15 protein-coding genes are annotated in these 13,131 nt (G+C 67.6%); 9 read left to right on the forward strand and 6 right to left on the reverse strand.

The window, feature by feature from the left end; all coding sequences use genetic code 11:
* On the forward strand, positions 1–186 hold a 186-nt coding region (locus FAF44_RS47535; protein ID WP_237110056.1), incomplete at its 5' end, for a hypothetical protein.
* Positions 187–440: 254 nt separating this feature from the next.
* On the opposite strand, the gene FAF44_RS47540 is transcribed toward FAF44_RS47535, so the two are convergent.
* The 5 genes from FAF44_RS47540 to FAF44_RS47560 form a co-directional block, all read right to left on the reverse strand.
* Positions 441–668 carry a hypothetical protein gene (locus FAF44_RS47540; RefSeq protein ID WP_237110057.1) on the reverse strand — a complete coding sequence of 76 codons (228 nt, stop codon included), beginning with the start codon at positions 666–668 and terminating at the stop codon, positions 441–443.
* Between the two features lie 160 nt (positions 669–828).
* Positions 829–3,864: a S8 family serine peptidase gene (locus FAF44_RS47545; protein ID WP_237110058.1), complete on the reverse strand. Its 3,036-nt coding sequence runs from the start codon at positions 3,862–3,864 to the stop codon at positions 829–831.
* Between the two features lie 175 nt (positions 3,865–4,039).
* Positions 4,040–4,936 carry a CU044_5270 family protein gene (locus tag FAF44_RS47550; RefSeq protein ID WP_237110059.1) on the reverse strand — a complete coding sequence of 299 codons (897 nt, stop codon included), beginning with the start codon at positions 4,934–4,936 and terminating at the stop codon, positions 4,040–4,042.
* Positions 4,923–5,597 carry an RNA polymerase sigma factor gene (locus FAF44_RS47555; RefSeq protein ID WP_237110060.1) on the reverse strand — a complete coding sequence of 225 codons (675 nt, stop codon included), beginning with the start codon at positions 5,595–5,597 and terminating at the stop codon, positions 4,923–4,925. The genes FAF44_RS47550 and FAF44_RS47555 overlap by 14 nt, the downstream gene beginning before the upstream one ends.
* 441 nt (positions 5,598–6,038) lie before the next feature.
* Positions 6,039–6,332 carry a hypothetical protein gene (locus FAF44_RS47560; protein WP_237110061.1) on the reverse strand — a complete coding sequence of 98 codons (294 nt, stop codon included), beginning with the start codon at positions 6,330–6,332 and terminating at the stop codon, positions 6,039–6,041.
* 289 nt (positions 6,333–6,621) lie between these two features.
* Between FAF44_RS47560 and FAF44_RS47565 the strand changes: the two genes are divergently transcribed.
* On the forward strand, positions 6,622–7,020 hold the full coding sequence (locus FAF44_RS47565) for a transposase (protein WP_237110062.1): 399 nt from the start codon (positions 6,622–6,624) through the stop codon (positions 7,018–7,020).
* A gap of 235 nt (positions 7,021–7,255) precedes the next feature.
* Positions 7,256–8,791 carry a long-chain fatty acid--CoA ligase gene (locus tag FAF44_RS47570; protein WP_237110063.1) on the forward strand — a complete coding sequence of 512 codons (1,536 nt, stop codon included), beginning with the start codon at positions 7,256–7,258 and terminating at the stop codon, positions 8,789–8,791.
* 13 nt (positions 8,792–8,804) lie between these two features.
* Here the strand turns inward: FAF44_RS47570 and FAF44_RS47575 are convergent, their stop codons facing one another.
* Positions 8,805–9,653 carry a helix-turn-helix transcriptional regulator gene (locus tag FAF44_RS47575; protein WP_237110064.1) on the reverse strand — a complete coding sequence of 283 codons (849 nt, stop codon included), beginning with the start codon at positions 9,651–9,653 and terminating at the stop codon, positions 8,805–8,807.
* Between the two features lie 448 nt (positions 9,654–10,101).
* On the opposite strand from FAF44_RS47575, the gene FAF44_RS47580 reads away from it, so the two are divergent.
* The 6 genes from FAF44_RS47580 (at position 10,102) to FAF44_RS47605 (ending at position 12,948) form a co-directional block, all read left to right on the forward strand.
* Entirely contained in the window at positions 10,102–10,908 is an 807-nt protein-coding gene (locus FAF44_RS47580; protein WP_237110065.1) for a hypothetical protein, read from the forward strand.
* 10 nt (positions 10,909–10,918) lie between these two features.
* Positions 10,919–11,218, forward strand: coding sequence for an integrase core domain-containing protein (locus FAF44_RS47585; RefSeq protein WP_272896017.1), 300 nt, complete (start codon positions 10,919–10,921; stop codon positions 11,216–11,218).
* A 68-nt stretch (positions 11,219–11,286) separates the two neighbouring features.
* Positions 11,287–12,033, forward strand: coding sequence for a helicase-related protein (locus FAF44_RS47590; protein ID WP_308193521.1), 747 nt, complete (start codon positions 11,287–11,289; stop codon positions 12,031–12,033).
* A gap of 42 nt (positions 12,034–12,075) precedes the next feature.
* Entirely contained in the window at positions 12,076–12,321 is a 246-nt protein-coding gene (locus tag FAF44_RS47595; protein ID WP_237110067.1) for a hypothetical protein, read from the forward strand.
* Positions 12,318–12,707 carry a type II toxin-antitoxin system VapC family toxin gene (locus tag FAF44_RS47600; protein ID WP_237110068.1) on the forward strand — a complete coding sequence of 130 codons (390 nt, stop codon included), beginning with the start codon at positions 12,318–12,320 and terminating at the stop codon, positions 12,705–12,707. The genes FAF44_RS47595 and FAF44_RS47600 overlap by 4 nt, the downstream gene beginning before the upstream one ends.
* Before the next feature lie 16 nt (positions 12,708–12,723).
* Positions 12,724–12,948, forward strand: coding sequence for a calcium-binding protein (locus FAF44_RS47605; RefSeq protein ID WP_237110069.1), 225 nt, complete (start codon positions 12,724–12,726; stop codon positions 12,946–12,948).
* Positions 12,949–13,131: the final 183 nt, after the last annotated feature.

A 13,131-nucleotide genomic window follows, 5' to 3' on the forward strand; every position in this document is an offset into this window, starting at 1 on the left:
CCCGACGCCACCCTCACCACCACCCTCGACACCCTCCGCGCCATCTGCGACCAGCAGATCACCATGGCCGCGGCACTGGACTCAGGCTCACTGCACCTCGACGGCGACGAACACGCCAAACAGCGCCTTACCAGCCTTCTCTTGGCCCCGTTCGTGCCCTCACCCCGGCCGACCAACCTGCCCTGAAACAGCGAGATGTTCCTCAAACCCCGGGAAGACCGCCGGTTCCTTCTGCCCGGGCCTCCCGGATGGAGATGATCTGACCGTCACGACGTCACACCCCTTTGCGCCTGAGCCGATCCCAGTGGCCCCTACCACCCAGCATCGATATTGATCAGGCAGTCCAGGACGTACAGCGAATCGCGCGGCGCGCCGGACACCACCAACTGACTCCGCCGCTGCCCTGCTCGGGCCCAGCGGGTCTTTCAGCCACGTGCTGATCAAGCCTCCCAGCTCGACATTCGCGTGGTGGCTTCCGTCCAGGGCAGCGGGGCGCCGAACTCCCGGTCACTGTCGAAGAAGGTGAAGGTCTCGCGGTAGGTGTGTTCGTCGCCGGTGCCCGCGAAGGGGTCCCGCTCGAGGATCGCCGCGAGTTGGTCGACAGGACGCACGAACACGGCGTCGTCGTAACCGCTGACCGTCAGCAGCCGCGGCGCCGCCCGGTTCACCACCTCGCGCGGCGAGGTGTCGCCGACCTCGATCAGGACTGCCGTTCGTCTGGAACGACCGTGCCGACGACGCCCCCGCGACGCGCAGCGTGTCTTCGAGCATCGCCCGGGTGGTGCAGCGGGAATTGAGGGCGCCTTGGGGCGCCCTCACCGTTGCGGATCAGCCGACGGCGTAGGCGCGGGTGATCGTCTGGGTCACCCCGTTGCCGGCGGTGTCGGTGACCACCGCACGGAGGGAGACGAATCCGGCCGCGGGAGGGTTCGTCAGCGTGGCGGTCCAGCCGGAGCCGGTGCGGGTGACCGGCACGTGATGCCAGGTGGCGCCGTCGTCGGCGGACATCTCCAGCCGGATCGATTTCGCCTCCGCCTTCGTGGAGCCGGGGTTGCGCTCAACCCACACAGGTATGCGGGTTGTGCTACCCGGCCTGGCACGGTTGGAGCCGTCCAGACCCTCGGGGCTGTAGCGGACGGCCATCAGGGGCAGCGGCTGTTCCTTGGCGGTGGTCGCGGACGGGAACGTCCAGGCCGTGTTCACCTCCGTGGAGAGCGTGGCCTGTCGGCGCATCGACGCGGTCAGCGCGTAGCCGCCGGACCCGGCAGGCAGGTCGGCGCGCAACTCGCACCCTCCCGATTGGCCGACCACGCAGCCGGCGAGGTCGGCCGCGGCCAGCACCTTGCCGTTCTTGGCGAGGGTGGCGGTGCCGGTGGCGGCGGTGTCGGAACCCGATCTGCCCGGCTGCCCGTCGGCGAACATCCCCACCGCGGAGAAGGTCAGTTTGTCACCGGTACGGCTGCCGCCTGGCAGCAGGAACGACGGCCCGATGGCCGCGGCGTTCCAGACCTCGCTGGTCTGGCCGCGCTGGGCGAGCCTGCCGCCGTCGAAGATCAACGAGGTGCCGGTCTCGAGCCCGCTTCCGTAGGTCAGCCCGCGCGTCCGGTAATGGATGAGCTCGCCGGGCAGTGGGATCTCCCCGACCAGCGGTCGCAGCAACGCGGCAGAAAGCTGACCGGTCTGCAGGATGGCCATCGGCGCGCCCGTCGCGGCAACTCCAGATGCCCGGTAGGTCGCGGTCACCTTCGCCAGATCCTGCTGCCTCACCTTGAAGGTGGGGTCTTCAGGAATCCCGTCGGTGCGACGGTCAACGATGCTGTAGACGTACGGGCTGGGTGAGACGTCCTTGCTGAGCCACGTGGTGCTGAGGGTGTAGGTCAGACCCGGCCAGCGGACGGGAACGACGAAGAGCTCGCTGTTGGCGTCCGCACCGCCGGCCGTCCACCAATTGTTCCAGGCGCCATGCTCCAGCCCCAAGTCGTAACCGCGTTTGAGCTTGGCGCTCGGGTCGTCCAGAGTGATCGTGACCGGCTTGCCCTGACGCGTGTCCACCGTAAGCTGCTGGTCACCGCCCTCGACGTGGAACGGGGAGTCGGCGACCGTGTTGATCCGCTTTCCGTCGACCGTCTCGTTGACAGCGGAGAAGAGATTCCAGTCGCCCGTGGGCAGCCGTACCGTGGCAGAGCCGTCGCGGAAGGACAGTTCGTGCGTGGTTCCGGTCGCCGGGTCGTAGATCTCGCCCATCCAGGGCTCGACCGGCTGGCCCTGCCTGCCAGCGGCCGTGACGGTGACGTCGTAGGACTCCGGCTCGACGTAGGCGCCGACGAGCGTGCGAACCACCGTGTCGCCTGCCTTGGCGGTGACCGTGCCCGGGTAGTCGCCCGGGGCCTTGCCGGTGGCGTCGATGGCGAGGGTGACGGACGCATCGCCCTTGGCCGGCACCGTGACCTTGCCGGTCGGCAGTTTCAGTACCTCGCCCTGCGCCGACAGATCGAGGTCGATCGGGGCGTCGCCTGAGTTGACGTATGTGAGCGTCTTGGTGGTCACTCGTTCGTCACCGTCCCACGCGAAGGGCGCCCACAGGTTTGCCTGCTTGGCCACGACGTGCTGCTTCAGCACCCTCGTCAGGTCGGTCAGTCCGGCGCCCTGCTGGTAGGGCGTGACGCCGTCGGCAGGCGAGGCGCTGCCGATCAGCGCGGCCTTGAGTTGCGCGCCCGTCCAGTCCGGATGGCGCTGGGCCAGGATCGCGGCAACTCCGGCCACGTGCGGGGTGGCCATCGAGGTGCCACTCTCCGATACGTAGCCGCCGCCGACGGCCGCTGCCGTGATTTCCACACCGGGCGCGGTCAGGTCGGGTTTGATCGCGTGGTCACCCACGCGCGGCCCTTGGCTGGAGAGGTCGGCCATCCGGCCCTGCTTGTCCACCGCGCCCACGGCTAGAGCCGCGTCCCCGCTGGCTGGGGAGTACACCGACTGCTCACGGCCGACGTTTCCGGCCGCCGCGACGAAAAGGGTGCCGTACTGCTCCGACAGCGTGTTGACCGCCTGCTCCAGCGGGTCCAGCTCGCGGTCGTCGACGCCGCCGAAGCTCATGTTGACGATCTTGGCCTTCACTTCGACGGCGGCCCACTCCATACCGGCGAGCGCGGCAGATTCGGTCAGGCCCGCAGCTCCGCCGACCTTCCCGATGGCCAGGCTCGCCTCCGGGGCCACGCCCCGGTACTTCTCGCCTCTGCCGGCCGCGATCGAGGCGACGTGCGTGCCGTGGCCGTGGTTGTCGCGCATGTCCGGTTCGTCGCTGAAGTTTCGCTCCTGGGTGACAGCGTCCTTGAGGTCCGGGTGGTCGGGGTCGTAGCCGGTGTCGAGGACCGTGACCGTGACGCCCTTACCCGTCAGACCCTGCTGCCACGCCTGCGGTGCGCCGATCTGCTTGACACTCTCGTCCAGCGAGAAGCTCCTGCGGCCGTCCAGCCACAACTTGGTACGGCCCGCCACCAGAGTGCGAGCTCCCGTGAGAGTCCGCCAGGTCTGCGCGGCGTCCGCCTTGGACACACGTACCGCACTCATGCCCAGACTGGACAGCCGCCGCACCTGCAAGGAACTCAGTGGTGTGGTGACGCCCTGTTCGATGACGGGGATGTCGGGGGTGTCGGCGTCGCCATACCGCCAGGCCAACAGCTGGGTGACGTCGAACAACCGCCGGTCCAGCACACCCTGCGCGAGCAACGGCGCGGCATCCGACGGGATCACATACAGATGGCCCCTGCGCACCTGACTGGAGAAGTCGACCTGCCTGCCAGGCCCCGGCTCCACGCGATGCCCCTGCCCGGTGACCACCACCCGGTCACCGGTGATCAGGGTCACTCCGTTCACCTGCTGAGACGGAATCTGTGATGCCGGTGCCTGTGTGGGTGTGACACCGATCGTCCCCGCCAACAAAGCGGCGAGGAGCGACTTGCCTAAAGTCATGATCTACCTCATGTACGAAGGGAGACGATCTCTATTCGGTCTCGAAGGCCCTGATCAGCGGGCCCGGACCTTACCGGGGAAGCTCGCCCGTCCAACCTGTGGTCAGCTTGATGAACAACCCGCGGTTCGTACCCGCCAGCCCTCCCGTAGCGGTGGGGAGCCAACTGGTGCGGATCACCTGCGACGTCTCCGGATCGACGACCAGCCTGCTCTCCCTCTTCCCGCCCCGGAACATCAGCTCCTCGCCGCCTTCGACCGCGCCCAGCCGCTGCACGCCCGGCAACTCGGCGAGCGCTCGGAACGCCGCCGATCGGACGCCCACGGGCGCGGGGAGCTCCGCGATCAGCGAGGCCAGCGGCTGGAGAGCGATGTCGTACTCGCCGACGGGACCGCCCTTCTGCATCGCGGTGACCTTCTGCCGCAACGCCTCGGGGTCGGTCGGCAACGCCTCGAGATCCTCCATGGAGACCTCGGTGCCGCTGTCGGCGGGTCCGAGCCAGAACGTGCCCGAGGGCTCCTTCACCACGCCGGGCCCGTTGCCTGGCTCCCCTCTGCTCCACCGCTGCCCGTCGCGCGTGGTCCAGCTCTCCCCCCAGAAGTGCCGGCCGTCCTCGCTCTCCCGTTTGATGTGCCAGTAGCTCCCCGAACCCTGTGGCGTACGCTCCGCGCTGGCGGCGGCCACGAGCAGGACGTTCTTGGCAGAGGTCAGGGGCAGGACGTCACCGGCGGAGGCCGGTGGCTTGACGGGCACGGTAGCCGGACCGGTGGCGATCACGACGGCGGCGGTCGCCGCGACCGCGGCGGCGGCAAGGCCCGTGGCCCGCATCGTCAGCCGCCGCCGGGACCGTCGAAGAGCCGTCGGACGGGCCATCACGGCCAGCAGTTGCCCCCGCGCGCCGGTCAAGGAGTCCGGGTCGGTTTCTGCTATCTCCGAGCGCAGTTGCTTGACCAGCTCAAGGTCGTTCACGGTCTTCTTCTCTCGTCTCGATGGGATTGGCGCCGCCCAGAGCGTGCGCGACCTTGCGGCGGGCACGCGACAGGCGCGAGCGGACCGTCCCGATGGGCACCTGCAGCGCTTGGGCCGTTTCCTCGTACGTCAGATCGCCCCAGGCGATCAGCAGCAGCACATCCCGCTCACCGCGGCCGAGTTTCGCCAGCGCGGCCGCCAGGCGCTGCCGAGTGGCCGATGCGGAGACCCAGGCAGCCACCCGCTCGTCGAACGCCGCGACCACCGGATCCTCACCCGTACGGGCCATCGCCTGGTAACCGCGCACCTCGGCCCGCCGGTGCAGGCCGATGACGTTCGTGGTGATGCCGTACAGCCAGGGCAACGCCTCCGTGCGTGCGAATTCGTACCGATGGCGCGTCTCGAAGGCCCTGGTGAACGCCTCGGCCACCACATCCTCGGCATGGTCGGGCCCAAGGCGCCGCGCGGCGTAGCGGTGCAGCACGGTGGCATGCCGGTCGAAGAGCAGCGCGAAGCGCTCCGGTACATCCAGGGACGCCGCGATGATGGCGGAATCGTCCTGGCAATCGGCCAACCCCGCCTGGCCGCGTACCGATGGCCGGCGATCGCCGGGAGGTGGGGGATCCGTCAAGACGAGCTCCCGTTCTGAGGTGATTGTCACGAATGGTCTTTATCCGTGGGGCGCTCTAGAGTTCCCAGTAGATGTTCCGAACGGGTAGAGGCCGTCCTCGATCGATGGCGAGGCTGTGCCTTGTGATCGCTCGGCGGGTCACCATCGCCCAGCGTTCCCACTCGCGTGGATGCTGGGGCTGGTGACCGGCGTGCAGCAGGAGGTCTCCGCAGAGTGGACAGCGTCCAGCTTGGATCTTGAGCATCCGCAGGCTGAAGGCGTCCAGCGGCGGAGGTGGCCCCTTGCGCCGCCGCTCGGACCAGTACGCGGTCAGGGACGGGTCGTCCGGGGACGAGGTTCCCGCGACCATCTGGTGTCGGACTATCTTCGTCCAAGAGAACTTGCGCAGGTGAGCGCCGGTAACCCGGTCGCCGAACACCCACCGGTCCTTGTGGGGTGCGGAAACTCGGCCGTAGTTGTTGACCTGGGGGTTCACGGCTCGAGCATGATGAGGTCTCGGGCATCCTGCTGACGGTGTCGTGGTCCTTCCTTTACCTCATCCTCGGGCGTGTCTTTCGGCTCCTGTTCCTGCTGGGCCGCGGTGAGCGGGCCAAAGCGGCCGAGATCGTGGTGCTTCGTCATCAGCTGGCCGTGCTGCGCCGTCAGGTGAACCGTCCCGATCTCCAGCCGGGGGATCGGGTCGTGCTCGCGGCCTTGTCTCGGCTGCTTCCCCGCTCGTCGTGGGAGGTCTTCTTCGTCACCCTGGCGACGTTGCTGCGGTGGCACCGCGCACTGGTGACGCGCCGATGGGCCTACCCGTCCCAACGCCCAGGTCGTCCCTCCACCCGCGCGGACATCCGGGAGGCGGTGTTGCGCCTGGCCCGGTTGGAGCCGATTCCTCAAGGCGCAGGCCGAGGGAATCTGGGCGTGCGATCTGTTCCACATCGACACCGTCTTTCTCAAGCGGCTCTACGTTCTGTTCTTCATCGAGCACGCCACCCGCGTCGTTCACGTCGCGGGTGTCAGGGCGCATCCGACCGGAGCCTGGGTCGCTCAACAGGCCCGCAATCTGGTCATGAATCTGGGGGATCGGGCCGAGGGCGTCAGATTCCTCATTTGTGATCGGGACGCCAAGTTCACCGCGGTCTTCGACGAGGTGTTCACCTCATTCGGCGCCCGCATCATCAAGACCCCAGGTCGCGCCCCGCGGGCCAACGCGATAGCCGAGCGCTGGGTCGGCACCGTTCGAACGGAATGCACCGACCGGCTGCTGATCTTCGGTGAAGCTCATCTCCACCGAATCCTGCGGACATACGAACGGCATTACAACCGGCACCGTCCCCATCGCGGACGAGACCGCCAGCCACCTCAACCACCACATGCCCCGGCTCCGCCAAGCGATATCGATCACGTCCGCTTGCAACGCCGCCAGGTACTCGACGGCCTGATCAACCAGTACCGGCGGGCCGCATAGGCGGAGTGGATAACCGCAGATCAGAGGCCATGTCCGAATTTTCGCACCCCACAGGCCGAGAGGAGTCCCACCTCCCGGCCACCCGACACGATGCGGCTTCGTTGGTTCCGCAGGCCCGCCCCGGAACCGGCGGCGTGCCGAGGTCAGATGGAGTCGGCACGTTCGTACAAGTCCTGCCGAGATCTTGCAGAGCATCCTGGGGGGAGGGACGACGCGTTCCGAGGAGAGGGTCACGATGCTCAATCTGTCTATCATTCTGGAAGACAGCGCCCGCGCGGTTCCGGACCGCACCGCCCTGGTCTTCGGGGATCTGCGCCTTCCATACTCCATGGTGGACTCCGTCGCGAACCAGGTGGCCAACCTGCTGGTGGCGCGGGGGATCGGCAAGGGCGACAAGGTCGCGCTGCTCTGCCCGAACCTGCCTTACTTCCCGTTCGTCTACTTCGGCATCCTCAAGTCCGGGGCGACCGTGGTCCCGCTCAATGTGCTGCTACGGCCGCGCGAGATCACCTACCATCTGGCCGACAGCGACGCCAAGGCGCTCTTCTGCTTCGAGGGCACCGCCGAACTGCCGATGGGGGCGCACGGGCGGGAGGGGTTCGAGGGCGTGGAGGGGTGTGAGCACTTCTTCGTCCTGCCCGCGACGCCGCTGGCGACCGAGTCGGAGTACGGTGAGTCGTTCTGGGCGGCGCTGGACGGGATGTCCGGAGAGTTCGAGACGGTGCGAACCGGGCCGGAGGACATCGCGGCCATCCTCTACACGTCCGGCACCACCGGCCAGCCCAAGGGCGCCGAGCTCACCCACGCGAACCTGCTGATCAACACCATGGTCAGCGACGAGATGTTCCCCACCGATCCCGAGGGTGACGTCTCGCTCGCCGTACTGCCGCTCTTCCACTCCTTCGGCCAGACCTCGGTCATGAACGTGAGCCTGCGCCGCCGCGCTACCCTCGTACTGCTACCGCGTTTCGAGCCCGGCCAGGCGCTGGAGCTCATGCGCCAGGAGAGGGTGACCATATTCGCCGGGGTGCCGACCATGTACTGGGCGATGCTGTCGAAGATCCACGTGAACGGGGCCGAGGTGCCCACGACACTGCGGGTGGCGGTGTCGGGGGCGGCGTCCTGCCCTGTGGAGGTGCTCAAGGACTTCGAGGCCACGTTCGGCATCCCGATCCTGGAGGGCTACGGCCTGTCGGAGACCTCCCCCGCGGCCTGCTTCAACCAGCTCAGCCGGCCCACCAAGCCCGGCACCATCGGCTTCCCCATCTGGGGGGTGGAGATGCGGCTGGTGGACGACGCCTGGAACACCGTCGAGGGTGAGGGGCCCGGTGAGATCGCCATCCGCGGGCACAACATCATGAAGGGCTATTACGGCAGACCCGAGGACACCGCGGAGGTTCTGCGAGACGGCTGGTTCCGTACCGGTGACATCGCCACCCGCGACGAGGACGGCTACTACTCCATCGTCGACCGCACCAAGGACATGATCATCCGGGGTGGTTTCAACGTCTACCCGCGCGAGGTGGAGGAGGTGCTGATGACGCACCCGGAGGTCTCGCTGGTGGCGGTGGTCGGCGTGCGCCACGACTCACACGGCGAGGAGGTCAAGGCGTACGTCATCCCGTCGGCCGGCGCGACGGCGAGCGAGAGCGAGCTCGTCGCCTGGTGCAGGGAGAACATGGCGGCCTACAAGTACCCGCGGATCATCGAGTTCCGTGAGAGCCTGCCGATGACCGCGACCGGCAAGATCCTCAAGCGCGACCTGCGCTAGTCACACGTCGGATTCAGAGCAACCAGTCGATCGCGGCGGCCAGTTCAGAGGGCGCGTTTCCGAAGGTCCGCCGGAACGCCCGGGTGAAGTGCGGGCCGTCGGTGAACCCGGCACTGTGCGCGGCTGCCGTCAACGTCTCCCCGGCGGCCACTCGGCCGATGGCGCGCCGCAGGCGCAGCCATCGAACATATGGCCGCATCGGGATTCCCACGTGCGCGCTGAACAGGTGCGCCAGCCGGCTCGGCGACAGGTGGACCGCGTCCGCCACCGCTCGCAGCCGCACCGGCCCTCTTCGCAGGAGCGTGGGGATCACGGCGATCGCCGCCTCCACCGCCGGGTGGAGCAGGACGTCACCGGCGCCCCCATGGCCGCTCCACGCTTCAACGACCCGCAGCGCGCTCGCCGCCTCCGCGGAACGCGCATGACCGGTCTGCGGCTCGGCGAACATGAGCGGTCTCATTCCGCCGCAGTGCTCAGGTCGCAGGCTCAAGGGTCCGGCTTCGATCAACGAGGAGCCGTGGTCGGGCAGTTCGCCGGTCTGTACGGGGGACGGCGACCAGGACGAAGCCCGCGGCCCGGTGCCGCAGCGCGCGAGCAGGGACCGGCCCGGCGAACTGCGCGGGTCCAGGAGGGCGAGCAGGGCGCCGCGAGCTCCGCTGAGCACCGTATGGCCGGTGTCGGGCGGGATGACGGCGATCCGCGTGGTCAGCCGTTCCCCTTGGGCGTCGGCCATGGTGAAGGGCTCAGCGGCGACGATGAGCTGGACCGCGTGGTGCGCATGCGGCTCATTTGTGCCGACCGTGCCGCCGTACAGCAGGAGGCCGGGCCGCAGGAGACACCAGCCGTGCCAGGGATGCGACATCACACCGCCTTAGGGCCCGCGTGGCACGAACACTGGGCGAACCACGGCTCCTCCTTCGGTCAGGGGCTCGCAGTAACCCCTGGCACTGCTGAAAGCGTATCCGGTCATGGGTGACCGGGCCTTCCTCGGCTCGGGGACAACCCCCTGGGCGACCCGCGCGGAGCGTGGCTCCTGTCGTAACCCCAGACCGGCGGCCCGCGTCGCAGCTCGTCCTCGAGCCACTGCCATTGCCTGGGCGACAGTTGCTCCTTCGACTTCCGCTCGACCAGGTGAATCGAGTCGAGCCGGCCTCGCCGTACGCCCACCGCGATCACAGCCGCGGGCACGCCCGCACACACCGCTGCGGCGAGCAACCCCCCATGTCCGGCCGTGCCCGCGTCCTCTCCCATGCCTTCTGCCCGCTGTCCTGTCCCGCTCGAAACACGGATTCGCGCTGTGAGCTGGGGTTTTGCTGCGCGATCAGGGCGGTGGCTGCGACCATCGCGATGTGGTGTCATCGCTTGTCTACCGGTTGGTAAGGGGCTTGTTCGGCCTGCTGACGGTGCTGGTCCGATCTGATCTGTCCAAGGATGTTGAGCTGCTGGTGCTCCGTCAGGAGAACCAGGTGCTCCGCCGGCAGCTCGGCGGTCAGCCGCGGTGGGGTCACGCCGACCGGCTCTGGCTTGCAGCGTTGTCGCGGCTGATCCGCCGCCGTCGATGGGCGGATGTCTTCCCCGTCACGCCAGCGACGATCTTGCGCTGGCACCGCACCCTCGTGGCACGTAAATGGACCTTCACCGACAGGCAACGCCCGGGACGTCCCTGCACCCGCCGGCCGGTCAAGGTACTGATCGTTCGGATGGCACGGGAGAACCCGACCTGGGGGCACAGAAGAATCCAAGGCGAGTTGGCGCGCCTGGAGTACCCGATCGCCGCTTCCACGGTGTGGGAGATCCTGCACACCGCCGGTATCGATCCGGCGCCCCGCCGGGGGCCAACCTGGCGGCAGTTCCTGGCCGCTCAGGCCCACGCGATCATCGCGTGTGACTTCCTGGTGGTCGAGACCGTGCTGCTCAAACGGCTGTGTGTGCTGGTCTTCATCGAGCACGGCACCCGGAAGCTGCACCTGGCCGGAGTAACCGCGCACCCGAACAGGGCATGGACGGCGCAGCAGGCCCGCAACCTGGTCATGGATCTGAGTGACCGCATCGCCGGGCTGCGGTTCGTGATCCACGATCGGGATCCGCTCTTCACCTCCGCCTTTCGGGAGGGCTGAAGGGCTGCGGCTGGTCACCACGCTGCCGCGGACGCCGAGGATGAACGCCATCTGCGAGCGGGTCATTGGCACCCTACGCCGCGAACTCCTGGACCAGATCCTGATCCTTGATGAACGCCACCTGGCACTCGTGCTCCGAGAGTATCTGATCCACTACAACGGGCACCGGCCGCACCAGTCCCGACAGCAACGTCCCCCGGACATCGCAACGCAGCCTGCCCGCGACGTGACCGACCTCAACGACCTACGATCCATCCACCGAAAACCCGTCGTCACAGGCACCATCAACGAATACCACCACGCTGCATAACCGCAGCTCAAGCCACGCAACTCAATATTCGAGCGGCACAGGCCACGGACGCGACTCGGACCGCTCAGATCGCCGCCGACGTCGCGGACGCGGCGAGCCGGGGCAGGAACAGCCTGATCTTGACCAATCGAATGGAACACCTCCGATGCCTGGCCGCTTCCCTGGAAGAGCGGGGCGTGGCCGCCACGCTCCTCCACGGGCAGCTCAGCGCCGCCGAACGCGACCACGTCCGCGACCGCCTGACCGATACCGAGGCAGGACCACTGGTGCTACTGGCCATCGACAAGGTCGCAGGCGAAGGGTTCGACCTGCCCAGGCTGGACGCTCTGTTCCTCGCGATGCCGATCTCATTCAAGGGCAAGGTGATCCAGCACGTCGGCCGGATCATGCGAGAAGCCGCCACCAAGCACGACGTCGAGGTCCACGACTATCTGGACGCACGAGTCCCACAGTTGGAACGCATGTACGGCAAGCGGCGCCGGACCCTCACCCGCCTCGGATTCACCACCGCAGCATCCGGCTACGGTGGACACCCACCGACCGCCGACGCTCCCCCGCGCCCTTCCCAGCCAAGGACGCCATCAGAGATCGCACGGCCAAGCGATCAGCAAGCGGCCGTCTCGCAGGTGCGCGCGTGGGCTCGTGAACAAGGACTTCCGGTCGCCGATCGCGGCAGGCTCCGTCCCGAGATCTGGAAGCCTGGCATGCCGCCGCCGGCACCATGCCTGAGGAGAACGCGGGACTCGACAAGCCCTCGTGACGCGAGCGGATACCACCCGTCGGCGAGAGTAAGGCTCGGTTACCGGCTACGCTGAAGGTGCAACTCAGGGCGCCGCGACGGAGGGAGCCGAGCGACGGTGAGCGTGGACCTCGAACACGAGCCCATTCATGACCTCGCCCGCCGGGTCATCCGGTTGGCCGAGGAGACTCAGCACGCCGCTCAAGTGCTCGAACGCCGTCTGGAAGCGCTGGAACGCAGCACCGGAGCCGCCGGCAGGGCTGAGCGTATCCTGAGCGTTGCCGCCGACATGCGAACTCACCTCGGTCAGGACCGACTGTCCGTTGAAGACCTGTACGACCCGGACACCGGCCTTCCCGCATGATCATCGATTCCAGCGCCATCATTGCCGTGATCAACGGGGAGCCTGAGGCCGCCCACTTCGCCCAGGCCATCGCCGCAGCAGTGTGCCGTATCTCGGCTGTCAACTACGTCGAAGCGGCCATCGTGGCTGACAATCGGGGTGAGGCCATGCGCAACGCCTTCGACACGCTCATCAACGAGATGGGGCTCATCATCGAGCCTGTAACCTCCAATCAGGCCAGGATTGCGCGCGGCGCATACCAGACTTACGGCAAGGGCAACCACTCCAAGGCCAGACTCAACATGGGTGACTGCTTCGCCTACGCTCTCGCCAAGGACCTCGACCAGCCCCTGCTCTTCAAAGGCGAGGACTTCCCGCACACCGACATCACCCCCGCACAGCCATGACGGTCAACGAATCCCCTTGCCCAAGGTGATCACAGGGGTCACCTGCAGGAGTATCGTATGCTGCTGTGACTCGCCGCCCCCTGACGATCATCTGGATGAGCTGATCGAGCAGGCGATTGTGGACGCCTACACCGACGATGAGCAGCTCTCCGGCTTCCATGTCATGATCGGCGACAACCTGGCGGTGCCGTTCCAGACGACCGTGCTCGGCCTGCAGGTCACCGCATCGGCGCGACCCTGATCGACGTGCTCGAACGCTGCGCCTGCCGAAAATTACATCCATGCAGTTCAAGCCGCTTTCGAGTACTCGTGGAGGACGCCGCCGAGCCGGTCTCGTCGGCGTACGTTCAGGTCGATGATTCGCGTCGGATCCGTGATCGGATCGGGCACGGTGCGTCGCGGCGCTGCTTGGTTCAGGGCTTGA

This window comes from Nonomuraea sp. MG754425 (assembly GCF_021699195.1).
In the GTDB taxonomy this organism is placed as follows: domain Bacteria; phylum Actinomycetota; class Actinomycetes; order Streptosporangiales; family Streptosporangiaceae; genus Nonomuraea.